Below are 24,357 nucleotides of genomic sequence, written 5' to 3' on the forward strand. Positions count from 1 at the left end.
AGCCTTTTGCTTCCTTTTTGCTGGGCCGGCACTCCGGCGTTTGAAAAAGGGAGTCGCTGTAAAAGCGAAACCATAAGCCGCCGTTACCGCAGCAATGGATATACACCCCGTCCAATTCTTATCTACAACCCCACGCTTAAGTGAGCTGTATTACAGTAATCAGCGCACTTTGTGATAAACATCACGCTTGAGAACGAGAAGCTTTCATCGCGATTATTACTCGCCGGTCGTCGCTCATCCGGGAAAAAATTTGCGCTCATCCAGATGCCGATTAGTATTGCGTTAGGCTCTGTAAATAATTGAAAAGGCTGAGCCGGATATCCTTGGGGCCACGACTCCATGGAATCGGTCTTGAGGGCAGTAGAACGGCACGTGTTTTACTGGCGCAGGTGATAAATACGCTATTTGACTTGTCCTTACTTGGCTAAATGGATGGGTGTCTTCTTATGTCTGCGACCTTTTCAAACCAGGCACTTACCCAACGTCTAGCGGACTTTCCCACGCTGGTGGAAGCACTCGATTATGCCGCTTCAGGCCAGGGCGGGATGAACTTCTATGACAGACATTGCCGCTTGAATGCAGCGCTCGAATACTCAACGCTCAGAAGTAATGCTGTCTCGATTGCCCAGCGCCTACTTGGGCTCAAGTTGAACAAAGGCGATCGGGTTGCGCTCATCGCCGATACGCACCCAAGCTTTATCGAGTCGTTTTTCGCCTGCCAGTACGCTGGCTTGATCGCCGTTCCTCTGCTGGTTCCTGCCAGCCTGGGAAGCCATCGTTCCTATGTGGACAAGTTGAAGGGGCTGTTCGCCAATTGCACGCCGGCGGCCGTTTTGGGGGTGGAGGAATGGCTGCCCTATATCCGCGAAGCACTGGGGGACACCCGGCAGGTGTTCGTCGGGTCGCTTGAGACATTGGGCCAATTGCCCGCGTCGCAGACGCTACCCACGGTCTCGCCGGAGGACATCGCCTACCTGCAATACACGTCCGGCAGTACCCGCTTCCCGCGTGGCGTGATCATTACCCAGCGTGCGGTGATGGCCAACATCAGAGGCATCGTCGTGGACGGTGTTGGCGTTCGCGCAGGGGATCGGTGCGCCTCATGGTTGCCCTTTTATCATGACATGGGGCTGGTGGGTTTTGTCCTGGCGCCCATGGCGGCGCAATTGACTGTCGACTACTTGCACACCCGGGATTTCGCCACTCGGCCCGGGCAATGGCTCAAGCTTATCAGCCAGAATCGAGTCACTGTCTCGGTGGCGCCGCCCTTTGGCTATGACCTTTGTACCCGGCGAGTCCGGGACCTGGAAAAAACGCCGCTGGATCTCTCCTGCTGGCGCGTGGCGGGGATCGGGGCAGAACCGATTCGGGCATCGGTGTTAAGCCGCTTCGCCGAGTGTTTTCTCGACACCGGATTCGATCCGGCTGCCTTCACGCCTTGCTATGGTCTGGCGGAAAGCACGCTGGCCGTCAGCTTCGCCCGTCGCGGGGTGGGGGTGCAAGTGGACCATGTCGCGCGCTCGGTATTGGAGCATCAGTTCAGGGCGCAGGCGAGCGCCGCCGATGATCCGGCAAGCTGCGCCTTCACCAACTGTGGCGCCCCTTTGCCCGGCCATCGCGTGGAAATCCGCAACGCTGCGGGGCGGCAGGTTGCGGAGCGTGAGGTAGGGCAGATATTCGTCCAGGGACCCAGCGTAATGTCAGGTTATTTCAATGACCCACAGAGCACCTGGGCAGTCCTGGAAGATGGCTGGCTGAACACCGGTGACCTGGGCTACCTGTCCCAGGGTGAACTGCATATCACCGGTCGGAGCAAGGATTTGCTGATTGTGCGCGGTCGCAACATCTGGCCGCAGGATATTGAATACCTGGTGGAATCCGAACCTGAACTGAGGCCCGGCGATGCGATTGTGTTCGTCGTTCCCGTCGATGATGAGCCCCAGGTCGTGGTCCAGATTCAATGCCGCATCCGTGAGCCAGAAGGTCGTGAACGCCTGGTCCGTACCCTGGTAGCGAAGATCACCAGTGAGTTCGGTCTCACTGCTGACGTGCACCTTGTGCCTCCTCACTCGTTGCCGCGAACCTCCTCGGGCAAGCCTTCCCGTGCCGAAGCCCTTGAACGATTTTTGGCCCAGGCGAACACCGACCTTCCTTATCTAGCGCTGGAGGTGACGTGAGTGCTCGCGTTGTTTCGCTCACTGGCGCGACTGGCTTCATAGGCAGTGTCCTACGCGAACGGCTCATCACCCGTGGCGTGGAGGTCCGTGCCCTGGCTCGCTCCAGGAGCGCAATGACAGCGGATGGAACAAAGTGGATCAGCGGAACACTGGAAGATGAACAGGCCCTGGCCGAGCTCACCAGGGGGGCAGATACAGTCATTCATTGCGCAGGGAAGGTCAGGGGCAGGAATGCCCGAGACTTCGACGAGGTCAATGTGCAGGGCAGCAAGCGCTTGATGGAGGCGGCGCGGATGAGTGGGAGTTGCGAGCGTTTTTTGCTGATCTCGTCCCTTGCCGCTCGCTATCCGACATTGTCCTGGTACGCCGCTTCCAAATTCGAAGGGGAATGCCAGGTCAGGGAGGCGGCCGGGACGATACCCGTGTGCATTTTCAGGCCAACCGCCGTATATGGACCAGGCGACCGCGAGTTGCGCCCGGTGTTCGAGTGGCTCCTGCGGGGCTGGCTGGTCACGCCCGGTAAAGGCGATTCACTGCTTAGCTTTCTGCATGTCGACGATCTGGTCAGTGCCGTCATGCAGTGGTTGGATGCGCCTGTCATGCAATCGCAGACCTTTGAATTATGTGATGGCCAGGCGCAAGGGTACGACTGGGCAAGCCTGGCCAGCATCGCCACCGATATCCGCAATGCGCCGGTACGGCACGCGGTAGTGCCTGCCAAGGTGTTGAAGGGGATCGCACGAGCGAACCTGGTGCTGTCGCGCTTCACCCGCCAGGCGCCCATGCTGACCCCCGGTAAAGTCAATGAGCTGATGCACCCTGACTGGACTTGCAGCAATGCCCGCATCAGCGCGGTATTGGGTTGGGAGCCGCAGATTCTGTTAGGGCAAGCATTGCGCAATCATCTGTACTGAGCGGCGAAGAACGACTGAACCCCAGGAGATCCACGATGATCACAGAAGAAGCGATACTCGAAAAGGTCATGGAGATCATCGAGCCGTTTGCACCATCTGGAATGGTAATCAAACCGAATTCCGATCTGACCGGAGACTTGGGGATGGAGTCGATAAAGGTGATGGACATGCTGTGGGTATTGGAGGACGAGCTCAAAATGTCGATCCCTCTCAATATCCTGATGGACGTGCACACTCCCGACCAGTTGGCTCATGCCATTCTTACCCTGACGGAGCGTAAAAATGGGACTGTTTGACAAGTTCGGCAAGCTGGCAGCTGAGCGCGCCAGTCTCTGTGGCACACAGATCCATCCTTTTGGAATTCGCATCGATGAGATGTATTCCCCCACCGAGGGCTGTATTGAGGGGCAAAGGGTCATTCTCGCCGGCACCAATAATTATCTTGGACTCACCTTCGACCCCGCCAGCATCAAGGCGGCGCAGCGCTCACTGGCGCTAGAGGGCACCGGCACTACCGGTTCTCGCATGGCCAACGGCAGTTACGCCGGACACAGCGCGCTGGAAGAGGAACTGGTTGATTTCCTGGGGCGAAGTTCCGTCATCGTGTTCTCGACAGGCTATGTCGCCAACCTGGCTGTCATCGGGACGTTGGCAGGGTCGCGCGAGGTCGTGTTGCTTGACGCTGACTGCCACGCGAGCATCTACGACGCTTGCAAGCTGGGAGGCGCGGAGATCATCCGTTTTCGCCATAACGATGTCGCTGATCTGGAGCGGCGCATGGTCCGGCTCGGCGAACGCGCGCGGGAAGCGATTATCCTGGTGGAAGGGATCTACAGCATGCTGGGCGACCAGGCTCCGCTCAGAGAAATAGTCGAGGTCAAGCGCCGCCTTGGAGGTTACCTGTTGGTTGACGAGGCGCATTCCTTTGGCGTCCTGGGGGCCAACGGGCGAGGCCTGGCCGAGGAGCTGGGTGTGGACTCGGAGGTGGACATCCTGTTGGGAACGTTCAGCAAGAGTCTGGGCGCCGTCGGCGGATTCGCCGCCTGTCACGACGCGCAAATGGACCTGCTTCGCTACGCCAGCAGACCTTATATTTTTACCGCTTCACCAGCCCCCTCGGCGATTGCCTCGGTAAGGACGGCGCTGGCGGCCATCAAGGAACGCCCGGAGCTGCGGCATCAGCTGTGGTCGAACGCCCGACGGCTGTATCAAGGTTTGGCAGAGTCAGGCTACCAGTTGGGACCGCAGGCCAGTCCAGTGATTGCCGTCATGCTGGAGTCGCCTCAAGAGGGCCTGACCGTTTGGCGGGCGCTGATAGAGAGGGGCGTCTATGTCAATCTGGTCCTTCCTCCCGCGACCCCCGGCGCCGTCACCCTGGTGCGTTGCAGCGTCAGTGCGGCCCATACACCTGAACAAATTGACCGGATCATCGAGGCCTTCGCTTCATTGCGTGGCGCGATGGGCCAGGTCACGGCGGGCGCTTGATGAGTGTCGTGAGCTGTCGGTGAGCTAATCTTTACCTACGTCATAGTGAACCACAGTCATGCGGATTATTTTTGCCTTTGGCCGCTCCTACCCGGCCCGCACCGTGCTGATGCTCCTGAGCCTGCTGCTGGCAGGGGTGGTTGAAAGCGTCAGTTTGAGCACGATGCTGCCCTTGATATCGGCCATGCTTGAAGACCAGCCTCATTCGAAGCTGGCGGTCTACGTCTTCGGGGCAATGAACTCGATCGGCCTGCAGCCGACGATCGCGAACATGCTGGTGGTCATTGTCGTGGGCATGACGCTGAGCAACCTGCTGATATTGTTGGGCAACCGTCAAGTGGGCTATACCGTGGCACACGTGGCAACCGACCTGCGTGTGAGCCTCATCAAGGCATTGCTGGGTAGCCGCTGGGAATATTACCTGCGCCAACCCTCCGGAGCACTGGCCAATGCCGTTGCAACCGAAGCCTTCCGTGCTTCCACGGCTTATGAGCATGCGGCCAATATGCTGGCGCTGGGTATCCAGGCGGCGGCCTATGCACTAATCGCGCTTTTTGTCTCGTGGCAGGCCGCGATCCTGTCACTGGTGATCGGCTTCGTCCTGCTGGCTGCCGTGCGAGGTCTGGTCAAGACATCGCGGCGTGTCGGGAAAAGCCAGACCCGCCTGATGCGCGAGTTGCTGGTCCACCTGACGGACACCCTTGGCTCGGTGAAACCGCTCAAAGCCATGGCACGCGATGACATCGCCGATTCCTTGCTGCGTCGTCACGCCGGCGAACTCAATACCGCATTGGAACGCGAAGTGATGAGCCGCGAAACGCTGAGGGCCTTGCAGGAGCCCATGCTGGCGATCCTTGCCGCGGCGGGCCTCTACGCGGGGCTGGTCATCGGCGGCATGCCGCTGTCTTCGGTGATGGTGTTGATCTTCGTGGTAGTGCGCATGCTGGGGTTGCTGCACAAGGCACAGCAGCGCTATCACCGGATGGCCGCGCAAGAGAGCGCCTATTGGGCCATTAACGAGTCGATCGACAACGCTATTGCCGATGCCGAGCCTGTCGGAGGGACTTGCACGCCTTCCTTGCAGCGGCATATCGCTTTTGAAAATATCAGTTTTGGCTACGGCGGGCGGCAGGTTCTTAACAACGTGTCGATGAATTTCCCGGTCGGTTCATTCACCACCATGATCGGTCCGTCCGGCTCCGGCAAGACCACCGTGCTCGACCTGATCTGTGCGCTGCTCGCGCCACAGTCCGGACGCATCAGGGTCGACGACTGTGACTTGCATGCCTTGGACAGGAAGGCCTGGCGCCGAATGATCGGCTACGTCACCCAGGAAACCCTACTGCTGCACGATAGCATCCTGGCGAATGTCACCTTGGGAGACAGGGCCTTGAACGCCACCGACGCAGAGCGCGCGCTGCGTCAAGCCGGTGCATGGCAGTTTGTGCAGGAATGCCCTGGCGGACTGCAATCGATCGTCGGCGAGCGCGGGGCCAAACTCTCAGGAGGGCAAAGGCAGCGTATCGTCATCGCGCGTGCCCTGGCCCATCGCCCCAGGCTGCTGATCCTGGACGAAGCCACCAGCGCACTCGATCCGGAGTCGGAGGCGGAAATATGCCAGGTGCTGAAGAACCTCACGCCTGGCATCACTGTCATCGCAGTGTCGCACAGGCCTGCCGTGATCCGCATTGCGGATCAGATTCTCGAGGTCCGAGACGGCAAGGTACTGGCCACGCACCATGCCGTCGATCCTGATGGCACTCGGGCTGACGAGGCGAAAGCCTGAGAAAAGCGCAGGGGTAGGGGGCGTCCAGTCTGTAGGAGCGAGCATGCTCGCGAAAAACCTGAGAGCACCGCGGCGTGTCAGGCTCCTCGCAACATCGTTGACCTCCATCGTCGGAACGCCGCCCGGAGCATGCTCGCTCCTACAGAGATATCCGTTCATTCGCGGGAGCTAGCGTTTACAGGCTGCCGACCAGATGGCCGCCGTCCACTGCCAGGACCGCGCCTGTCATGAAGGCGCCGGCCTCGCTCGCGAGCAGGAGAAACGGGCCTTCCAGTTCCTGCAGGCTTCCCAGTCGACGCATCGGCACGGTGTCGCGTATATACGCCTGGCCCTTTTCGCTGTCGAAATACTCATCGTTCATTTCGGTCTTGAAGTAACCCGGCGCAATGGCATTCACGCGGATCTGGTAGCGCGCCAGTTCCAGCGCCAGGGATTTGCTCAGTTGCACCACGCCAGCCTTCGCCGCGCAGTAGTGGCTGTAGCCAGTGCCTACGCGCAGCCCGAGCATCGAGGCGATGTTGACGATGCTGCCAGGTCGCTGTGCCTTTGCGAGGCGTTGCGCTGCACACTGGGCAACGCGCCAGACGCCGTCGAGGTTGGTCGACAGCATCGCCCGCCAATCGGCCTCGCTGATCTCCAGCACGCGCTGGCCGTTGCCGATGCCGGCATTGTTGAGCACTACATCCACCACACCGAAAGCAACCTGGGCGGCGTCAAACGCTGCTTCGACGCTGTCGCGATCGGTAACGTCCAGGGCCACGGCCATAGCCTCACCGCCAGTCTGGCGAATTTCGTCTGCCAGTTGCTGCAAGCGCTCCACGCGCCGGGCGCCCAGCACTACGCGCGCACCCGCACCGCTGGCCACGCGCGCCAGATGCGCGCCAATGCCGCTGGAGGCACCGGTGACCAGTACCGTCTTGCCAATCAGGGAAAAACCGGGGTTTTCATTCATCGCATTGTTCCTGTCGGGGAGTGGATCGGCCGCCCATGGCGGCCGATCGGGACTCAGATTCGTTCGATGCGGGTCTTGCCGGCAGCCACCAGGCGTTCCAGCAACGGGGCAGGGTGGAACCACATCTCGCCGTATTCGCCGAGGGCCTTGCGGTAATGGCGGATACCGTCCAGCACCTTGTCCAGGCCGATCTGCTCGGCATAGTGCATCGGCCCGCCGAGCCACGCCGGGAAGCCGTAACCGTTGATCCACACCAGGTCGATATCGCCACTGCGCTCGGCAATGCCTTCGTCGAGCAGCTGGATGCCCTCGTTGATCAGCATGAACAGGCAGCGGTCATGAATCTCCTGCGTGGCGATCGGCCGGCGGCGGATGTCCAGTTCGCCGGCGATGCGTTCGGCCAGGGTGATGACCTCGAAGTCCTCCTTGCGCTCGCGGCCCTCATAGATATAGGCACCGCGCCGGGTCTTCTGACCGAAGCGGCCGAGGGCGTTCAGTTCGTCAGCCAGGCGGCAATAGCTCGGATCATGGGCAATCGCTTCACGACGCGACTCGCGCACCAGGAAGCTGACGTCGATCCCGGCCAGGTCGTGCATCGCCATCACCCCCATGGCCAGGCCGAGGTCAGTCAGCACCTGGTCGATCTGCGCTGGCGTAGCGCCCTCCAATACCAGGCGATGGGCTTCGCGGGAGTAGGGTTCGAGCATGCGATTGCCGATGAAGCCGAAGCACACGCCGGACACTACCGGGATTTTCCCAATCGTCTTGCCCAGTTTCAGTGTGGTCGCCAGCACCTCGGGCGCGGTGAGTTTGCCGCGAACAACTTCGAGCAGGCGCATCACATTGGCCGGACTGAAAAAGTGCAGGCCGATGACGTCTTGCGGGCGGCGCGTAACCGCGGCGATCTGGTCGACATCGAGGGTGGAGGTGTTGCTGGCCAGAATCGCGCCTGGCTTGCACACCTCATCCAGGGTGCGGAACACTTGTTGCTTGATCGGCAGGCTTTCGAACACCGCCTCGATCACCAGGTCGCACTCGGCAATGTCGGCATAGTCAAGGGTGCCGGTGAGCAAGGCCATGCGCTGGTCGAGCTGTTCCTGGGTCAGCTTGCCGCGTTGCCGGCTGATCTCATAGCTGCTGCGGATTTGCCCCAGCCCACGCTCCAGCGCCTCGGGTTTGAGCTCCAGCAGCGTGACGGGGATGCCCACGTTGGCGAAGTTCATGGCGATGCCACCGCCCATGGTCCCGGCGCCGATCACCGCGACCCGGGCGACCGGACGCAAGGCTGTGTTAGCGGTGACACCGGCCACTTTGCCGGCCTCGCGCTCGGCGAAAAACACATGGCGCAAGGCCTGGGATTGCGTCGAGGCTTCGGCTTCCTTGAACAGGGCGACTTCGCGCTGCAGGCCGGCCTGCAACGGCAGCACGCAGGCCGACTCGACGGCCGCCAGCACCAGTCGGGGCGCCAGGCGGTTTTTCCAGCGCGGTTCGTGGCTGGCCCGATAGTCTGTGAAATACCCATCGGGCAGGGCGGCGGCCGGGTTGGCGTGACGTTCTGCGGGGCGCGCCGGTGCGCCTTCGCGGATCAACTCCCGGGCGAAGTGACGTGCGCCATCGAGCAGGCATTCGCCGTCCCCGAGCAAGCGGTCGATCAAGCCGAGCTCAAGGGCCCTGCCTGCGCTGACAGGCTGGCCGGAGATCATCATTTCCAGTGCCGGTTCGGCGCCGATCAGTCGCGGCAAACGCTGGGTCCCACCCGCACCGGGCAATAGGCCCAGGTTGATTTCCGGCAAGCCGAGACGGCTGTCGGCAGCGCTGATGCGATAACCGCAGGCCAGCGCCAGCTCCAGCCCACCACCGAGGGCGAAGCGATCGATGCTGGCAATCAGTGGTTTGTCGATTTGGGTCAGACGCAACAGCAAGTCGGGCAGCGAAGGGGCGGCGAAAGACCCGGGAAGGCCGAATTCGCTGATATCGGCACCGGCGCAGAACAAGCCGTTTGCACCGTGCACAATGATCGCCGAGACGGCAGGATCGCTGGCGGCGCGCTCGCAGGCGTCGAGAATGGCCGCACGCAGGGGTTGCCCCAGTGCGTTGACCGGCTTTGATGCCAGGCCGATCAGGGCGAGGTTGTCTTCGACGTGGTAGGTGACCAGGTTGCTCATGTTGATTTCCCGAAATTTATTGTTATCACGGCCCCCTGTAGGAGCGAGCATGCTCCGGGCGGCGTTCCGACGATGAACTTCCAAACACCGCGTGAATCCTGAAAGCACGCGTTATCGTTGACGACCATCGTCGGAACGCCGCCCGGAGCATGCTCGCTCCTACAGGGGAGGGGCATTAGAACCAGCGGTCCTGCATGTAGTAGGCGACATGGTTGGCTTCAGTGAGCAGCCGCCCCTGGGACTCCAGCGACGCCAGTTCCCAGGTCATGTAGTAATGCGCAGCCTGCAACTTGCCTTGATAGAAATCGGCGTCGCTGTCGCCAGCGCCCGAACCCAGGGCGCGGCTGGCCAGCAGGGCCTGGCGCAACCAGATCCACCCGACCACCACGCGTCCAAACAGGTCCAGATAGGGCGTGGCATTGGCCATGCCGAGGTTGGCATCGGCCGTCACCTGCGTTTGCAGGCTGGCGGTGACTTGCTCGAGTACGCGCAAGGCATCGGCCAGCAGTGCCGCGAGCGGCGCACAGTGTGGGTCGCTGTTGGCGGTGAGCAGGGTGGCAAGCACTTCGGCGGTGAACAGTCGATAGCCATCACCTCCGCGCGGCCCCAGTTTTCGACCCAGCAGGTCGATGGCCTGGATGCCTTCGGTGCCTTCATGAATCGGGTTCAGGCGATTGTCGCGGTAGTACTGTTCCAGCGGGTATTCGCGGGTATAACCGGCGCCGCCAAGCACCTGGACGCCAATCTCGGACGCGAGCAGGCCGTAGCGCGAGGGGTAGGTCTTGACCACCGGCGTCAGCAGGTCGAGCAATTCGCCGGCATTGTTGCGCGCCAGCGCAGTGGTCGCGGTGTGGGCATCTTCCACCAGGCTGCTGGCATACAAGCACAGCGCCAGGCTGCCCTCGGCGTAGACCTTCTGTTGCAGCAGCATCCGACGCACATCGGCGTGCTCGATGATGCGCACCTGGGGTGCCGCCGGGTTCTTGTTCCCGGGCAAGCGGCCCTGTGGCCGCTGGCGGGCGTAGTCCAGGGCGTGAATGTAGCTCTGGTAGGCGAGGCTGGCGGCCCCGAGGCCGACACCGATGCGGGCCTCGTTCATCATCTGGAACATGTAGCTCAGGCCCTGATGTTCCACACCGACCAGGTAGCCCACGGCGCCGTCGTGCTCGCCGAAGCTGAGCACCGTGGACGTGGTGTTGCGATAGCCCATCTTGTGCAGCAGGCCGGCCAGCGCCACGTCGTTGCGCGCACCGACGCTGCCATCGGCATTGACCAGGAACTTGGGCACCAGGAACAGCGAAATGCCCTTGGTCCCGGCCGGCGCGCCTTCGATGCGGGCCAACACCATGTGCACGATGTTATCGGTCAGTTCGTGGTCGCCACCGGAGATGAACATCTTCTGGCCGAAGATCTGGTAAGTGCCGTTTTCAGCCGGGCGTGCCAGGGTGCGCAGGTCGCCCAGCGCCGAGCCCTGGCCGGGTTCGGTGAGGGCCATCGTGCCGCTGAAGCGACCGTCGAGCATGGGCGCCAGGAAGCGTTCAAGCAACGGTGGACTGGCAAAGGCCCTGAGCAGATTGGTCGCGCCGATGCTCAGGAAGGAATAGGCGACCGTGGAAATATTCGCCGCGTTGAAGTAGGCCATGCAAGCTCGCAGGATCACTTCTGGCAATTGCAGGCCGCCATCGGCAAAATCGTGGTGCGCGGCCAGGAACCCGGCCTGGGCAAAGGCGTCCCAGGCGACTTTGGTTTCGGCGATCATGTGAACCCGCTCGCCATCGAAGGTCGGTTCGTTGGCATCGCCCTTGTGATTGTGCGGGGCGAACAGCTCAGCGGCGATCTGGAGGGCGGTGGTGAGAGAAGCGTCGAACACGCCGCGGTCGTGCTCGGCATAGCGCGGGCGTTGCAACAACGCTTCGGTATCGAGCAGCTCGTAAAGCTGGAAGCGCAGTTCGCGTTCGTTGAGCAGCAGGTCAGTCATGGCATCTCTCGTCAAACAGTGTCGAGTGTGGGCCATGGAAGCAATTCTCGGCCCGTTACAGGCGTCCACAATAGTGTGATGTGCCGGGCTTTTATCCCCCTCCTTTGGGGGAGGCCCGGACGTCGTCAGGTGACGGAAACAGTGTCCTCGCCCGCAACAGGCGCGAAGAGAGAGCCTCGAAGGTTCCAGGCACGGGGCTTGAGTCGAAGCACCCACCGCTGATGCTATGATCTGAGCGTCTATGCCTGGCCTAGAGATTGTCCATGGATCGCCTGTCTACCTTGTTTTCGCAGTTCGGCGTACGCGCAAACCTGTTTTACAACGGCAGGTTATGCGGCCTCGCGTCCTACGATGGTGCGCAAGGGCGTGGTTATGTTCATCTGCTGCAGGCGGGCAGCGTCACGTTGCTGGGCGCCGATCGCAAGGACTTACTGCTGACCCGGCCCAGCCTGATTTTCATGCCACGCCCCAGCCGACATCAGTTGTTTGCCAACGAGTCCGAGGGCGCTCAACTGTTGTGTGCCTCAATGGAGTTCGAGGGCGGAATCGATAATCCGTTGGCGGCTTCGTTACCCGATTACCTGGTGTTGTCCCTGGATGAACTGCCCATGCTGGCCGATACGCTGAAGTGGATGTTCGGCGAGGCAGCGAGCGCGCATTGTGGCAGGGAGGCAGCTCTGGAGCGTTTATTTGAACTGCTGATCATCCTGTTGTTTCGGCATCTGCTTGATCACCAACAATTGCGCACCGGAATGATGGCCGGCCTGGCCGATCCGCGGTTGGCGCGCTCCCTGGTGCAAATTCACAACGCACCCGAGCGTGCCTGGTCAATTGCGCAACTTGCGAGCGAGTCGAATATGTCGCGCGCGGCCTACGCGGTGCATTTTCGCGACGTCATCGGGCAGACACCTGCCGAATATCTGTTGAGTTGGCGGATCAGCCTGGCGCAGAAGCGTCTGCGTGAAGGGCGGTCGATTACGCTGATCGCCGCCGAGGTCGGCTATGAAAGCCCTTCGGCACTGGCACGTGCGTTTCGACGCAAGACGGGCTGCAGCCCGCGGGACTGGGTGAAAGACCTGGCGGGAGACGATGATGGGGCAATGGCCTGAAAGCATCGAACTGCTTCAGGCCATCGCGCAGGGTCGATCATCGGTTCAACGGCTTTGCAGCTCAGTCAGGGAGTGGCCGGCGATAAATATCGAGGCGGCAAGCAAGCCGATGTCCTTGAGCAGAAACTGCCCCGGCGCCACCGAGATGCCTGGAAAACCGAGGCCGGGTTCAATCACGCCGGGGGTCGAGAACATGAAGCTCAAGGTGGTGAAGAACAGTCCGGCAGACAGGGCTGCGCCGATCAATGAAAGCTTGGGTGACAGCAAGCGACCTGCAATCAGGACCCCGATCGAGACCTCCAGGATGCCAAGCAGGCTGGAGAAGGTATCGACACTGAAAATGTCGTAGACCCAACCCAGCAAAGGGCTGTTACTCACCAGCGGCACCAGACCGGTGGCTTCGTAGTGGGTGAACTTCATCCCGCCAAACCAGAAGTAAATGACGGCGAGTGCAAAGTAGGCACCATAGGTGCCAAGCGCCATGGTTTTGATCCCGAGCGTGGAAGAGCTTTGTACGTTGGTGCTGCTGTTGTCGATGCTTAAGGTTTTCATGATCAAGGCTTCCAGGAGAGTGGTGAGGAACGCTAATCAACAACCCGGCGCGGTGTGCGTTGGGAGTGCGGACAGTGTTGCCTTGGATGCCATGCTCGTGGCGCCAGAACGTATTGCATTCAGTGCAGATCGTCTTGACTTGGCGACGAGAAAACCCACAAGACCAGAGCAGCAGCACTGATCGAGGCGCCCAGCAGGCTGACGGCCATCCAGCCCCAAAGCGCATAAACCTGGGTCGCTGCGGCGGCTCCCAGCGCGCTGCCGACCGAGTAGAAGCACATGTAGGCGCCGACCATGCGACTGTGCGCGTCGGGTCGTGCGGCGAAAATGATGCTCTGGTTGCTGACGTGTACTGCCTGCACCGCAAAGTCGAGCAGGACGACGCCGCAGACCAGGGCGACCAGGGACGTCTGGGCGAATGCAATGGGCAACCAGGACAGCGTCAGGAGCCCTAGCGAAATGCCGGTCACTCGTTGCCCCAGGCCTTGATCGGCCCAGCGACCGGCTCTTCTGGCCGCCAGGGCACCGGCGACGCCGGCCAGGCCAAACAGGCCGATAGCCGTGTGTGACAGCGACAGCGGCGGGGCGCTCAAGGGCAGCACCATGGACGTCCACAACACGGAAAAAGCGGCAAAGATCAGCATCGCCAACAGGCCTCTGGCGCGTAACGTGGGCTCGGTAATGAATAGGGTGAACAGCGAACGGATGAGCGTGAGGTAGCTGTCTTGATGCCTTGGCACTGCCGTTACGGGCACGCTTTTCCACAGCACCGCCGCGAGCGTAAGCATCAGCCCTGAAGACACAAAGTACACGGCGCGCCAGCCCGCGATGTCCGCAATCACGCCAGAGGTAAACCGCGCCAGAAGAATGCCCAGGACAATCCCGCTGGTTACCGTCCCGACGGCTTGCCCGCGTTGCGAGGGCGTTGCGAGCGCGGCGGCGTATGCCACAAGTACCTGTACGACCACGGCCAGCAGGCCCATCACGATCATGGCACTCAACAGGGCCAGCCATTGCTGGGCAGCACCGACCGCCGCCAGCGCCAACGCCGACAGCAGCACTTGCGCCAGAATCAGCCGCTTGTGATTGACCAGATCCCCCAGCGGGACGATGAACAGCAGCCCCAGCGCGTAACCCACCTGGGTGGCCGTCACCACAATCCCGATCATAGATGAGTCCACGCCCAGACTCTGGGCCATGGAATCGAGTAACGGTTGCGCGAAGTAAACGTTGCCGACTGCAAGTGCGCAGGTGATGGAAAACAATAACGTCAGCGATGGTGAAAGCCCTGGAGAGTGTTCGAACCCGGTGCATTCGCCGATTTGCCCAGGCCGCCTGACAAGGCATTGGGCCGCTGAATCGGTATCTGCTGTCATGTGCGCCTCCGTGGCGTTAAACTGGTTGCAAATTAAAACCTGAATCTATTGTTGGCATGACAGGTTTCAAATTGCAACCACATTCCCGGGAGTAAAAAATGCTCGACGACGCTACGCCACAAGGCAACGAATGCCCGGTCGCAAGAACACTGGAAGCCATTGGCGATCGCTGGTCGCTCATGATCATCCGCGATGCCTTTGACGACATTCGCCGGTTCAGCGAATTTCAGAAGAGCCTGGGCGTGGCCAAGAATATTCTGGCTTCGCGACTGAAGACTCTGGTCGAGATCGGGATATTCGACATCCGACCGGCGTCGGATGGCAGCGCCTACAAGGAGTACGTGCTGACAGAGAAAGGACGGGAGATCTTTCCGTTGGTGGTCTGCATGAGGCAGTGGGGCGAACGATTCCTGTTCGAGCCGCAGGAGACCCGTTCTGTGCTGTTGGACAACGCGTCCGGCAAGCCGTTGATGCCGATTGAGGTGCGCTCAGCGAGCGGGCAGACGCTGCGGCCCGCTGATTGCCACAGGGTGAGACTGGTTGATGGCGAGTCGTGAATCGGCTGTTGTCATTCCAGAAGTGGTGAGGGCCAAGCAAACTTTCCATCATCGCCCAGGCTGCCATTGTGAGTACCCTGGCAGACCCTCCCCATTCAGCCACGCCACGTCCTGCTCCGTCCAGATGTGATATTCGGGCCTGGAACCAGGATCCTCGTCCAGCGTCGCCACGCGCACGATCATCGCGCTTGAGCCGTTACGCTCTGCCGCAAGGTGCGATCCGCAGTGCGAGCAGAAGTGTCGGATCTTCCCGGGAGTTGACTCGAAAGGCCTCAACGCGTCCAGGCCTCGTGTCCACCTGAAATGCTCTTTCAACACGCCAGCCGTGGAGACATAAGCAGCGGCATGGGTCTTGCGGCAGGTGCTGCAGTGACAATGGCTGATCGGCATATCAATGCTGTCGATCTCATAGCCTACAGCCCCACAAGCGCAGCTTCCTTTCATTTTGTCCTCCGGTTTGGGCACTGTGTGAAGATCACGGCTTTTTGCAGTCTGACGGCGTTTGCCAAGCGACAAGCTCGACGTAGCTCGACTCCCCACCTCCAGTCGCACCCGACAACCAACCCCATACGAAGGACAGGGTGGTCCGCCCCTCGTGATCAACGCCTACCGTGCCACGAGACCAGCCGGACAGAATCTCACCCTCCGTGGTCAGGCAATGAAAAAGCAGCTCGATGGTCTCGGGGCCTGTCACGCGGCCGACCTGATGGCCCATGCGGATCTTGCCGCCCTGGTAGGTACTTGAAATGGCATCTCCCTCGACCTGGTAGTGAAACACCGTGCCTGCACCGGACAGCCCGTGGGTATTGCCTGCTACCGTGAATCGGCGATTGTTCAAACGTTCGGTGACTTGAGAAAAGGGGCTTTCCATGAATGTTGCTTCCTTGTAGTGGAGAGGGTCCATCTTAGCGCTGGAGTACTGATTACTTTCCGGGGAGCGATGCGATCATTTGATCAAATGCCGTTACCGAATATCTCCCATCAAGGTTGCCGACGGTGGGCATTTTTGAAGGAAACCCGAATCACACTCTGCCGGGAAGCACTTCATCCATGGCTGAGTACCAAGTCAGCAGCGCTTGTTGGAGGCGCACGTGTAGCTCGAATTTGCTGCGTCGGCGGGTGGTGTCTGCTTTGGCACGCGCGCGCGCGAGCTGAGGATCGATGCGGCCAACAATATAACAGTCAGCAAAGCCAATACGTCCTTGTGCGATCGTTTCTCTTGTAGCGTCCAACTCTACCCGCCACTCGGGTTCGCTCGCCTCGCCGATTTGCCAAAGGCTCCAGATGTAGTGGAGCTTGAGAGGATCACTGTCACATAAGGCCCACGAAGAGGTGTTTTCCATGGCCAACGTTTGTTGCCAGCGATCCACGTTTCGCTCTGCCCAAAAGGTGGCTGCTCCGACTGGATTCTTTATCCGGTCCGGCTCGTTATCAAAACGGCCGTTTTCGGGAATGACATGCTGCTTTCCATGCTCGGCGCACCAAGTGGTTTTCCCACTGGCGCTGATACCTTCAACAACCAGGATCATTGTTATGACTGCTCCATTAATTGCGTCATTGCGGCACGCGTCAAAACCTTCCCGTCAGCGGATACTCCACAGCCAGGCGTATCTGGTCGGTGTCCAGTTCTGCCTGTGCGGTATTGCCCCGATGCACATTGTATTGCAACGACAGGGTGGTGCCTTTCGCCGCGCCACCTTGCACCACATGGCGCACCTGCAGGTCACGCTCCCAATGTTTGCCGCCTTCGCCATAACCCAGGTAGGCGTAGCCGCCTTGCGGGTCGACATGGCTTCCATCGATCCGGCTTCCGCGCACATAGGCGGCGCTCATGGACAGGCCCGGTAACCCCCAGGGGCTGGCATCGAAATCGTAGCGGGCTTGCCAGGACTGTTCATGGGGAGCGTTGAAGTCCGACAGCTGGACGGCGTTGCTGATGAAGATAGCGCCACGGGTGACGTAGTCAAACGGTGTGTTGGCGTCCACCTTCTGATAGCCGAGGCTGAAGCCATGGGGGCCTTGGGTGTAAGTGGACATCAGGCTCCAGGTCGTGCTGTCGATCCTGCCGGACAGCGACTTGCCCTCATCCGTGGTGCGGTACAGGTTCAGGTTGATCGACAACGCGCGGGTTTCATCCAGCGGCTGGATGAAGGTGCTACCCAGGTAATGCTGGTTCCAGGTGTCTTCATAGCGCGATGTATAGGCGCTGACGGTCAGCTTCTTTGCCGGTGTGAAGACCACGCCCGCGAGATCGAAGGCATTGCCTTTCACGGCGTTGGAGTAGTTGACCACAAAGCCCTGGTCATGGCTGCTGGCGTTCCGATCGGTACTTTCGCTGAAATGTCCAGCTACCAGCGTCAGCGCCTCGAACTCGCTGCTTGTGAGAAACACCCCGGTGGCGGTCTCCGGGAGCAGGCGGCTATCGGACGAACTGAATACCGGCGTTTTCACGCGCTGCTCGCCATAGCTCAGCACGGTCGATGACCGGCGCAGTTTGAGTGCCGCACCGCCGCGGCTGAACGCATCCTTGGGATGTCCCTGGTTGTCGAGACCGAGCAATCGCGCTTTCCCTGCGCGGCCACCGCCGCTGTCGAGTTGTGCCCCGAGGTAGGCATGGACATCCATGCCCACCCCGATCAAGCCCTGGGTGAAGCCCGATTGCACCGTCGCCATCAGCCCGTAGGCCCATTCTTCGGCGTAGCCATTACGCTCGTCACGCGGTTTGTAGGCATTACGCGCAGCGCCATTGCGGGCGCCATTGAGGTACTCGCGATGGTCGTAAACCGTGCGATTGAGCACGCTCCAGGTGCTGTCCTGGATAAATCCCTTGGCTTGCGATTGAACTGAATCGGCGAGTGCGAGAGGGCTTGCCAGGGCGAAGAGAATGGCTGATCGGGTATGCATTCCGGGGTGTCCACAAACAAATCAGGATGAGCGCAAGCGCAGGATGTGCGCGCCGTCGAAGGGGTCAATGAGGTAGTGCGCGTGCACCCCGAAAGTCTCCAGCAGGCGTCGCGGGGTCAACACCTCAAGCGGCTTGCCAAGGGCCACCAAGCGCCCTTTTTCCAGCACCGCCAGACGATCGCAGGTGAGTGCCTGGTTGAGGTCGTGCAGGGCAATCACGGTGGTCACGGGCAATGCGTGAACAACGTGCAGAATCGCCAGCTGGTGCTGGATATCCAGGTGGTTGGTCGGTTCGTCCAGCAACAGGATCTGCGGGCGCTGGGCCAGGGCGCGAGCGATATGCACGCGCTGACGCTCGCCGCCAGAGAGGCTACGCCACGTGCGCCTGCAAAGATGCGTCGCATCGACGTCGCGCAAGGCTTGATGGACGATGTCTTCGTCCGCCTTCGACCATGGACTCAAGGCCGACAACCACGGCGTTCGGCCCAGGGCCACGGCATCGAACACACTGATCGCATCCAGGGTGTCGGCCTGCTGCTCAACCACCGCCAGGGTTTGGGCGATGGTTCGCCGGGACAGGGCCTTGAGGTCTTGGCCGTTGAGATGGACCGCTCCCCGGCTGGGCGCACGCACGCCGGCCAGCAGTTTGAGCAGGGTGGATTTTCCAGAGCCGTTGGGCCCGACAAGGCCCAGGGTTTCGCCACGACGAATGTCCAGGTGAATCTGGTGCAATAGTTCAACTTCGCGGATATGCAATTCGAGGCTGGAACAACTCAGCACGGTTTCGTCGGTAACCGGCGCAAGCGCATTCATCGGGCATTCCTCCGACCGACCAGGATCAGCGCGAACACCGGCGCGCCGACCAATGCGGTAATCACGCCGACCGGAATCACCTGGCCCTTGATCAAGGTCCGCGACAGCACATCGGCGGCCACCAGAAACACCGCACCGCCCAGCGCACTCGCCGGCAACAGGCGGGTATGCCGAGTGCCCAGCAACAGCCTGGCGGCGTGGGGAATGACCAGTCCAACGAAACCGATAGAGCCGACAATCGACACCATCACCGCCGTCACCAGGGCGGCGCAACTGATCAACAGAAATTGCACGGGACGTACCGCGATGCCGAGTGAGGCCGCGGAGTCGGCGCCGAAGGTGAAGGCATCCAGTGCCCGCCGGTGCCACAGGCAAACCGCCAGGCCGGCCACCGCAACCGGTACAGCCAGCCACACGGAGGGCCAGCGCACGCCACTGAGATTGCCCAGTAGCCAGAACATGATGCCGCGAGCCTGTTCGGAACTGGCCGACTTGGTGATCAGGAACGCGGTGAGCGCATTGAACAGTTGTGAACCGGCAATGCCCGCCAGGATGATCTGGCCGGTACTGCCGGGCGAACCGCTGGCACGGCCCAGCAACACCACGACGGTGAAGGCGGCGACGGCGCCGGCAAACGCCCCGGCCGACATCGAAATTGCTCCGGCACCCAGGCCCAGCAACGCCACCAGCACCGCACCCGTCGAGGCCCCCGCGGAAATGCCAAGCAGGTAGGGATCGGCCAACGGGTTGCGCAGCAGCGATTGCAGGATCACCCCGCAGGTCGCCAGGCCCGCCCCGCAAGCCGCCGCCACCAACGCGCGAGTCAGGCGGTAGTTCCAGACAATGCCCTCATCGATAGGATCGAGGGCATACCCGGCCATCCACAGTTTGTTGGCCAACACCTGGAACACCACGCCGGGTTCGATGCGGGTTTCACCGATGGCCACGCCGGCGATCACGGCCACGAGCAGCATCACCAGTGCAAGCAGAGTGCGAATCAGCGTCGCGGTCATTTTGGCAGGTCGTAGCGGTTGATGGCCGTTGCCAGCGATTCGAGACCGTCGAACATTCTCAAGCTGGCCTGCATGGCCATGGCGTCGAGGATAATGATGCGGTTGTTTTTCACCGCGTCCATGTTGCGGGTCACGGGATCGCTGCGCAGGAATTGCAGTTTCCGTTGATAGTCGTCAGCCGGGAAACGCCGGCGATCCATGCGGGCGATGACCAGGAATGTCGGGTTGGCCTTGGCGATGGTTTCCCAGCCAACGGTTGGCCACTCTTCGTCGGACTGCACCACATTGCGCACGCCCAAGGTGCCCAGCATGAAGTCGGGGATGCCCTTGTGCCCGGCGACATAGGGATCGATGTCCAGGCTGGCACTGGAAAACCAGACCAGCGCGCTGGTGTGCGTGAGGTCTTTGCCTTGCACCGCGGCAATGGACTTGGCCAGGCTGGCCTGCAGTTGCGCGTTCAGTTGCTGCCCGCGCGCCTGGACATCAAAAATCTCGGCCAGTTGGGTAATGCTTCTGTAGAGACTGTCAATGCGAAACGGCTGCAGGCGGGTGCCGTCGGCCCCCACCAGGTTGTCCTTGGATTCGCAGTCCGAGGGCATGAGATAGGTTGGAATCTGCAGTTCGTGAAACTGCTCGCGGGTAGCGACTGCGCCTTGCGGGCCGACCATCCACTCAAGTTCGACAGCGACCAGTTCCGGGCGCTTGCCGATGACCGACTCGAAACTCGGCTCGTTATCGGCCAGGCGTTCGATCCTGTCGTTTTGCCCCTTGTATTTGCCCAGCACATCATTGAACCACAGCGAAGTGCCGACCAGTTTGTCACCGAGTCCCAGGGCGAAGAGCATTTCGGTGCCGGCCTGGCCGATAGTCACCGCCCGGACAGGGGCGTGCGTGAACGTCAGTGTGCTGCCGCAGTTCTCGATCGTCAGCGGGTAATGAGTAGGGGAGGCACAGGCGAGGGCAGAAAGTCCCAGGCCGGTGACGAGGGTGAAAAAGCGCGGCAACAGCATGATGCAATCTCCATTTGAACCGTACACGCAGCCAGGGTGCAAGGTCTGGAAAACACATCATCGAGCGCTGCCGAAAACAGCAGTGCAAGGCCCATCACCTGAGTGACGCCCGCGCAGATGTCCTTCCCGGACACCCCGCCGGTTAGTGATTTGTTGCTTGGCCGGCAGGTCTCCTGACTGATGCGTCATGGCGTGCTCCAGCCTTCCCGGGAATCGATCCCAGTGGCAGTTCAGGAGCAGGCTCGGCACCTACAGTTGCGGGGGCAGTTCCGTTTGATGCGTTGGCAGCATCACGGATTCCCTATTAATCCCGTTTGGGAACCGGCGGCGGCATGGTAGTCGATCATGCCGCCCGAGGCGAACCCATCGCCTGATCAGAAGTATTTGAGCCAGGCGATATCGCGACGACGCGCCTTCAATGCGGCGAACCAGCGCACCGGTGGATACAGCGTTGCCGCCAGGAGCACGGCGATCAGCCATACGGCACCTATGCCGTCGAAGCCGAAGTAGTCGCCCTGGTTCAGGCCGAAAAATGCCGCGCTGAGCAGATAAAGCATTTTCAGCACATACAGATGGAGCAGGTAGAAAAACATCGGTGCCGCGCCAAATACCGCCAGGATGCTGATCCATTGGCGCTGCCGGGCCCGCTCGAAGCCAAGCAGCAGTAAAAGCCCCACGCCCAGTGTCAGGCACAGGAACAGCAGGGAAGGGGGGTACTTGGTGATGTTGAAGAAACTCATGAGGGTTTCTGTCGTGCTTTCATGAACCACCCACTGCGCTTCGCCATAACCGTTGACCAGGCGCAGGGCGATGAAACCGATCAATGCACAGGCACCTGTCAGCAACAGATAACGCTGACGCATTGCGAACGAGGTAGAGCGTGCGAACCACGGACCGATGCAGTAACCCAGGGCGATGACGCCGATCCACGGCAGCACGGGGTAGGAGGTGCGCAGGCGCAAGTGGTCGGAGAATTCGATCCAGCCGCGATCATGCAAAATCGCCCAAGGCAGGTGCAGCGCCGATCCGGGCGGGAAGTGCAGGGGATCGAGCAGGTTGTGCAAACCGACTATGGCCAGGCCCAGGACACACAATATTGGCCGAGGTAGCCAGGCCAATACAGAGAGGGCAATCATGCTGACACCAATCGCCCAGATCACCTGCAGGTAGATCACAGCAGGCGGGAACTGAAAGGTCCAGGCGAAATTCACCAGGGTGAATTCCAGCACAACCAGGAACAGGCCACGCTTGAACAGGAACATCGACGGCGTGCCCTGGTGCTTTTCACCGTACAGGAATGCCGACAGTCCAGTGAGCAGAACGAACACCGGCGCACACAAATGTGCGAGGGTGCGGCTGAAAAACAACGTTGGCTCCGTGCTGTCGACAAGCATCGGGTCGGTGACCTGGCGGTGCAGGAAGAACGTCTCGCGCACATGATCCAGCAGCATCAGAAGGATCACCAAGCCTCTGAGGGCATCTATGGATATCAGGCGTTGGTTCAGGCTGGTGGTGGGCGGGGTTTGAACAAGGTTTGTCATTGAAAGTCGCAGGCAGGGGGTGGGTCATGCTGTCGGTTAAGAACCGATAATCGTTATGTTGTTATAACGTAACATAAATAATTGATTGTGTGGGCGAAATGCTATTTAACTTTGCAGGAGCCGGCTTGCTGGCGATGACTTCGTTGAGATCAGCGCCGGGCTCGAGGGCCAATCGGGAGACTAGCGGTCAATTACGAGCGGGGCGTCAAGACGGCCAAGGCAACCGCCACGATGAAGAGCGCCGGCACGTCACCTGCCAAGTGCCCCATTTGCCCTGGCTGGGTAACCGCCTGGACGGCCATGATGCCTCCATGTACAGCGCTAGACCACACGGTGAACCAGATGAGGCTCAGATTGGCTAATGGATCACGTGCGGCCAGGATCAAGAAGACGCCAAGTGTGGCGTAGATGCCAACGATCATCATCGGGTAGTCCGAGTGACCGACGTGCCAAGCCCAGCCGGACGGCCAGAACAACATAAGTGGGTAGAGAGCAAGGCACGCGAGGCCAGCCAAAACTAGAGCGACGCGTAAAAAACTGAGGCGATCGACTACGGTCATGGCGGACTCCTCTTCGGGGCTGGCTCTAAATAATAGGCTGAGGCTGCGGCCAGCACTTGGGCATATTGATAAGTACCTCTAATCAATTCTCTGCAAAATACATCGTTTGTTTACCTGTTTTTGCAGACGTAGCATGCATGCCGAAGCAGAATTGAGAGATACATACATGTCGACACGCCGCGAGTTCATCAAGCAGGTATCGGTAGTTGCCAGTCTCTCCATCGACGAATCCACGACAGAACAAATTCAGCAAAAAGAATCCAGACTTCGCCGCCGGCTACATCAATTACTTCGTGATCAATGGTGCGGTCATTGCGCCCCAGTTCGGTGATAAGGAAGCAGATACGAAAGCCTTTGACCTGTTGTCTGAACTTTACCCGGACCGCGAGGTGGTGCAGCTCAACATCGACGCAATCGCCGCAGGTGGTGGCGGCATCCACTGTGTGACCAGTCACCAGCCTTCGGTTTAGTCTGGATTATGTAAATCCTGAGATTCAAAGCCCTCCACCGAAGCGATACTGCCAGACGATGCCAACGGCATCGTATTCACTGCCGGTACGGGTATGCGCACCTTCACTCGCAAACAGCTTTAGCGAATTATTTCGGTTCAACGGCAGCGAGAGGGTACCCCCATAGCGTGTATTTTCCTGAAAGTCGTGGTTACCGATCCCATCGACTGAGGTACTCCCGCCAGCGAAGTAGGTCCCATCCAGCGAGGCCCAGACACCGTTACTAAAGGCATAGATAAGATGCACCTGTGCCTGGTAAATCGGGTTCTGGGAAAAAGTACGGTCACCAAGGTACTGGTTATTGTCGGTGTAAAAGGTTCCCGCAGCGGATAATTCCAGGGTCACGGGGCCCAGGCGCTTGGAAACCCCAAGTTCGGGTTTGAATGACCAGCGGTTGTTGCCGAGATTGACCAGCCTGCTGGAGTCGTATTGGCCAAGTGGCGCCGTAATTGCCAGGCTGGCGCCGATAATCACATCTTGTTGATAGCTGGGGAACTCAGCCAGGGACATCGCCGGGGCGCCCCACAAGTTGACCGAGAAGCGCAATCTTGGATCAATCAGCCCAGTGACATTTCGCTCCCTGGGTTCACCGGCAAACAGGGCCGAGCCCGTCAATCTGGCTTCAGGCACGACGATGTCGAACTTCCCGGAGCGGCCCCAGACGTCCAGGGACCTGGCGAAGGCAAATACGACCGTCTTGATGTGGAGTTTGGCATTCTGCAAGGGGACGGAGGGGTTGGCGGTCACGTTGCCATGGAGATCGCTGTAGCCCAGGAGCAGGAAATTGATACCGACCGGCGTATTGGCGTAGGACCTGGGTTCAAGATCCTCTGCGACGGCAGTGGTGGCTACCATGATGAGCGATGCGGATGCGACCCGAGCCAGCCTGGCGATGCAGAGTTTGTGTTTCATCCACATTCGCTCGCTTCCTGTCAGGATTTTCAGGGTTCTATGTA

The 24,357-nt window shown here is 60.3% G+C and carries 21 protein-coding genes, 2 pseudogenes and 1 riboswitch; of the genes and pseudogenes, 8 read left to right on the plus strand and 15 right to left on the minus strand.

What is annotated here, in order from left to right:
• Window positions 1-446: 446 nt before the first annotated feature.
• Genes AC1Q8Q_RS17665 through AC1Q8Q_RS17685 form a run of 5 tightly spaced genes read left to right on the plus strand, consistent with a single transcriptional unit; the run spans window position 447 to window position 6,362 of the window.
• Entirely contained in the window at window positions 447-2,177 is a 1,731-nt protein-coding gene (locus AC1Q8Q_RS17665) for a fatty acyl-AMP ligase (RefSeq protein ID WP_492615288.1), read from the plus strand.
• Window positions 2,174-3,091 carry an NAD-dependent epimerase/dehydratase family protein gene (locus AC1Q8Q_RS17670; RefSeq protein WP_033044596.1) on the plus strand — a complete coding sequence of 306 codons (918 nt, stop codon included), beginning with the start codon at window positions 2,174-2,176 and terminating at the stop codon, window positions 3,089-3,091. Before AC1Q8Q_RS17665 ends, AC1Q8Q_RS17670 begins: the two co-directional genes overlap by 4 nt.
• Before the next feature lie 35 nt (window positions 3,092-3,126).
• Complete coding sequence (locus tag AC1Q8Q_RS17675; protein WP_033044595.1) at window positions 3,127-3,387, plus strand: acyl carrier protein; 261 nt, start codon at window positions 3,127-3,129, stop codon at window positions 3,385-3,387.
• Window positions 3,374-4,576, plus strand: coding sequence for a serine palmitoyltransferase (gene spt / locus AC1Q8Q_RS17680; protein WP_083348912.1), 1,203 nt, complete (start codon window positions 3,374-3,376; stop codon window positions 4,574-4,576). Before AC1Q8Q_RS17675 ends, spt begins: the two co-directional genes overlap by 14 nt.
• Window positions 4,577-4,634: 58 nt before the next feature.
• Window positions 4,635-6,362: an ABC transporter ATP-binding protein gene (locus AC1Q8Q_RS17685; protein WP_492615289.1), complete on the plus strand. Its 1,728-nt coding sequence runs from the start codon at window positions 4,635-4,637 to the stop codon at window positions 6,360-6,362.
• A 175-nt stretch (window positions 6,363-6,537) separates the two neighbouring features.
• Here the strand turns inward: AC1Q8Q_RS17685 and AC1Q8Q_RS17690 are convergent, their stop codons facing one another.
• From AC1Q8Q_RS17690 to AC1Q8Q_RS17700, 3 genes are all read right to left on the minus strand, one after another.
• Window positions 6,538-7,314: an SDR family NAD(P)-dependent oxidoreductase gene (locus AC1Q8Q_RS17690; protein WP_492615290.1), complete on the minus strand. Its 777-nt coding sequence runs from the start codon at window positions 7,312-7,314 to the stop codon at window positions 6,538-6,540.
• A gap of 53 nt (window positions 7,315-7,367) precedes the next feature.
• Window positions 7,368-9,479: a 3-hydroxyacyl-CoA dehydrogenase NAD-binding domain-containing protein gene (locus tag AC1Q8Q_RS17695; RefSeq protein ID WP_020797734.1), complete on the minus strand. Its 2,112-nt coding sequence runs from the start codon at window positions 9,477-9,479 to the stop codon at window positions 7,368-7,370.
• A 175-nt stretch (window positions 9,480-9,654) separates the two neighbouring features.
• Window positions 9,655-11,457, minus strand: a complete 1,803-nt coding sequence (locus tag AC1Q8Q_RS17700) for an acyl-CoA dehydrogenase (RefSeq protein WP_492615291.1) — start codon at window positions 11,455-11,457, stop codon at window positions 9,655-9,657.
• Between the two features lie 263 nt (window positions 11,458-11,720).
• Here AC1Q8Q_RS17700 and AC1Q8Q_RS17705 point away from each other — a divergent pair, with 263 nt between their 5' ends.
• Window positions 11,721-12,566 (plus strand): AraC family transcriptional regulator, encoded by an 846-nt coding sequence (locus AC1Q8Q_RS17705; RefSeq protein WP_083348917.1) that lies wholly within the window; start codon window positions 11,721-11,723, stop codon window positions 12,564-12,566.
• A gap of 45 nt (window positions 12,567-12,611) precedes the next feature.
• Here the strand turns inward: AC1Q8Q_RS17705 and AC1Q8Q_RS17710 are convergent, their stop codons facing one another.
• Window positions 12,612-13,118 carry a YkgB family protein gene (locus AC1Q8Q_RS17710; RefSeq protein ID WP_020797738.1) on the minus strand — a complete coding sequence of 169 codons (507 nt, stop codon included), beginning with the start codon at window positions 13,116-13,118 and terminating at the stop codon, window positions 12,612-12,614.
• Window positions 13,119-13,237: 119 nt separating this feature from the next.
• On the minus strand, window positions 13,238-14,494 hold the full coding sequence (locus tag AC1Q8Q_RS17715) for an MFS transporter (protein ID WP_492615292.1): 1,257 nt from the start codon (window positions 14,492-14,494) through the stop codon (window positions 13,238-13,240).
• Window positions 14,495-14,592: 98 nt separating this feature from the next.
• On the opposite strand from AC1Q8Q_RS17715, the gene AC1Q8Q_RS17720 reads away from it, so the two are divergent.
• The gene (locus AC1Q8Q_RS17720) at window positions 14,593-15,051 is read left to right on the plus strand and encodes a winged helix-turn-helix transcriptional regulator (RefSeq protein ID WP_168757952.1); all 459 of its coding nucleotides are present in this window, start codon (window positions 14,593-14,595) and stop codon (window positions 15,049-15,051) included.
• A 48-nt stretch (window positions 15,052-15,099) separates the two neighbouring features.
• Here AC1Q8Q_RS17720 and AC1Q8Q_RS17725 read toward each other — a convergent pair whose 3' ends face one another.
• The 9 genes and pseudogenes from AC1Q8Q_RS17725 to AC1Q8Q_RS17765 form a co-directional block, all read right to left on the minus strand.
• Entirely contained in the window at window positions 15,100-15,495 is a 396-nt protein-coding gene (locus AC1Q8Q_RS17725; protein ID WP_033043439.1) for a GFA family protein, read from the minus strand.
• 31 nt (window positions 15,496-15,526) lie between these two features.
• On the minus strand, window positions 15,527-15,922 hold the full coding sequence (locus AC1Q8Q_RS17730; RefSeq protein ID WP_020797743.1) for an avidin-fold protein: 396 nt from the start codon (window positions 15,920-15,922) through the stop codon (window positions 15,527-15,529).
• A gap of 52 nt (window positions 15,923-15,974) precedes the next feature.
• Window positions 15,975-16,580: pseudogene (locus AC1Q8Q_RS17735) on the minus strand (hypothetical protein).
• 40 nt (window positions 16,581-16,620) lie between these two features.
• A complete protein-coding gene (locus AC1Q8Q_RS17740; RefSeq protein WP_492615293.1) occupies window positions 16,621-17,955 on the minus strand; it encodes an OprD family porin in 1,335 nt (444 codons plus the stop codon).
• A 21-nt stretch (window positions 17,956-17,976) separates the two neighbouring features.
• The gene (locus AC1Q8Q_RS17745; protein WP_454865761.1) at window positions 17,977-18,768 is read right to left on the minus strand and encodes an ABC transporter ATP-binding protein; all 792 of its coding nucleotides are present in this window, start codon (window positions 18,766-18,768) and stop codon (window positions 17,977-17,979) included.
• Complete coding sequence (locus AC1Q8Q_RS17750; protein WP_492615294.1) at window positions 18,765-19,781, minus strand: FecCD family ABC transporter permease; 1,017 nt, start codon at window positions 19,779-19,781, stop codon at window positions 18,765-18,767. The genes AC1Q8Q_RS17745 and AC1Q8Q_RS17750 overlap by 4 nt, the downstream gene beginning before the upstream one ends.
• Window positions 19,778-20,791, minus strand: a complete 1,014-nt coding sequence (locus tag AC1Q8Q_RS17755; RefSeq protein WP_168757955.1) for an ABC transporter substrate-binding protein — start codon at window positions 20,789-20,791, stop codon at window positions 19,778-19,780. Before AC1Q8Q_RS17755 ends, AC1Q8Q_RS17750 begins: the two co-directional genes overlap by 4 nt.
• A 146-nt stretch (window positions 20,792-20,937) precedes the next feature.
• Window positions 20,938-21,132: riboswitch (cobalamin riboswitch) on the minus strand.
• 33 nt (window positions 21,133-21,165) lie between these two features.
• Window positions 21,166-22,332 carry an acetyltransferase domain-containing protein gene (locus AC1Q8Q_RS17760; protein WP_168757956.1) on the minus strand — a complete coding sequence of 389 codons (1,167 nt, stop codon included), beginning with the start codon at window positions 22,330-22,332 and terminating at the stop codon, window positions 21,166-21,168.
• A 191-nt stretch (window positions 22,333-22,523) separates the two neighbouring features.
• On the minus strand, window positions 22,524-22,892 hold the full coding sequence (locus AC1Q8Q_RS17765) for a DUF6632 domain-containing protein (protein WP_489325344.1): 369 nt from the start codon (window positions 22,890-22,892) through the stop codon (window positions 22,524-22,526).
• Window positions 22,893-23,104: 212 nt separating this feature from the next.
• Between AC1Q8Q_RS17765 and AC1Q8Q_RS17770 the strand changes: the two are divergent.
• Window positions 23,105-23,362 (plus strand): annotated as a pseudogene (locus tag AC1Q8Q_RS17770) (agmatine deiminase family protein); the annotation flags it as partial.
• Window positions 23,363-23,386: 24 nt separating this feature from the next.
• On the opposite strand, the gene AC1Q8Q_RS17775 reads toward AC1Q8Q_RS17770, so the two are convergent.
• Window positions 23,387-24,313 (minus strand): transporter, encoded by a 927-nt coding sequence (locus tag AC1Q8Q_RS17775; RefSeq protein WP_240963547.1) that lies wholly within the window; start codon window positions 24,311-24,313, stop codon window positions 23,387-23,389.
• Window positions 24,314-24,357 lie beyond the last annotated feature (44 nt).

It is taken from the genome of Pseudomonas sp. GW823-FHT06B06, assembly GCF_058795195.1.

Bases quoted from the DNA above. Each gene is read 5' to 3' on its own strand.
- AC1Q8Q_RS17665 (WP_492615288.1), top strand. From the start codon at position 447: ATGTCTGCGACCTTTTCAAACCAGGCACTTACCCAACGTCTAGCGGAC.
- AC1Q8Q_RS17675 (WP_033044595.1), top strand. From the start codon at position 3,127: ATGATCACAGAAGAAGCGATACTCGAAAAGGTCATGGAGATCATCGAG.
- spt (WP_083348912.1), top strand. From the start codon at position 3,374: ATGGGACTGTTTGACAAGTTCGGCAAGCTGGCAGCTGAGCGCGCCAGT.
- AC1Q8Q_RS17685 (WP_492615289.1), top strand. From the start codon at position 4,635: ATGCGGATTATTTTTGCCTTTGGCCGCTCCTACCCGGCCCGCACCGTG.
- AC1Q8Q_RS17690 (WP_492615290.1), bottom strand. From the start codon at position 7,314: ATGAATGAAAACCCCGGTTTTTCCCTGATTGGCAAGACGGTACTGGTC.
- AC1Q8Q_RS17695 (WP_020797734.1), bottom strand. From the start codon at position 9,479: ATGAGCAACCTGGTCACCTACCACGTCGAAGACAACCTCGCCCTGATC.
- AC1Q8Q_RS17700 (WP_492615291.1), bottom strand. From the start codon at position 11,457: ATGACTGACCTGCTGCTCAACGAACGCGAACTGCGCTTCCAGCTTTAC.
- AC1Q8Q_RS17705 (WP_083348917.1), top strand. From the start codon at position 11,721: ATGGATCGCCTGTCTACCTTGTTTTCGCAGTTCGGCGTACGCGCAAAC.
- AC1Q8Q_RS17710 (WP_020797738.1), bottom strand. From the start codon at position 13,118: ATGAAAACCTTAAGCATCGACAACAGCAGCACCAACGTACAAAGCTCT.
- AC1Q8Q_RS17715 (WP_492615292.1), bottom strand. From the start codon at position 14,494: ATGACAGCAGATACCGATTCAGCGGCCCAATGCCTTGTCAGGCGGCCT.
- AC1Q8Q_RS17720 (WP_168757952.1), top strand. From the start codon at position 14,593: ATGCTCGACGACGCTACGCCACAAGGCAACGAATGCCCGGTCGCAAGA.
- AC1Q8Q_RS17725 (WP_033043439.1), bottom strand. From the start codon at position 15,495: ATGAAAGGAAGCTGCGCTTGTGGGGCTGTAGGCTATGAGATCGACAGC.
- AC1Q8Q_RS17730 (WP_020797743.1), bottom strand. From the start codon at position 15,922: ATGGAAAGCCCCTTTTCTCAAGTCACCGAACGTTTGAACAATCGCCGA.
- AC1Q8Q_RS17740 (WP_492615293.1), bottom strand. From the start codon at position 17,955: ATGCATACCCGATCAGCCATTCTCTTCGCCCTGGCAAGCCCTCTCGCA.
- AC1Q8Q_RS17745 (WP_454865761.1), bottom strand. From the start codon at position 18,768: ATGAATGCGCTTGCGCCGGTTACCGACGAAACCGTGCTGAGTTGTTCC.
- AC1Q8Q_RS17750 (WP_492615294.1), bottom strand. From the start codon at position 19,781: ATGACCGCGACGCTGATTCGCACTCTGCTTGCACTGGTGATGCTGCTC.
- AC1Q8Q_RS17755 (WP_168757955.1), bottom strand. From the start codon at position 20,791: ATGCTGTTGCCGCGCTTTTTCACCCTCGTCACCGGCCTGGGACTTTCT.
- AC1Q8Q_RS17760 (WP_168757956.1), bottom strand. From the start codon at position 22,332: ATGACAAACCTTGTTCAAACCCCGCCCACCACCAGCCTGAACCAACGC.
- AC1Q8Q_RS17765 (WP_489325344.1), bottom strand. From the start codon at position 22,892: ATGACCGTAGTCGATCGCCTCAGTTTTTTACGCGTCGCTCTAGTTTTG.
- AC1Q8Q_RS17775 (WP_240963547.1), bottom strand. From the start codon at position 24,313: ATGAAACACAAACTCTGCATCGCCAGGCTGGCTCGGGTCGCATCCGCA.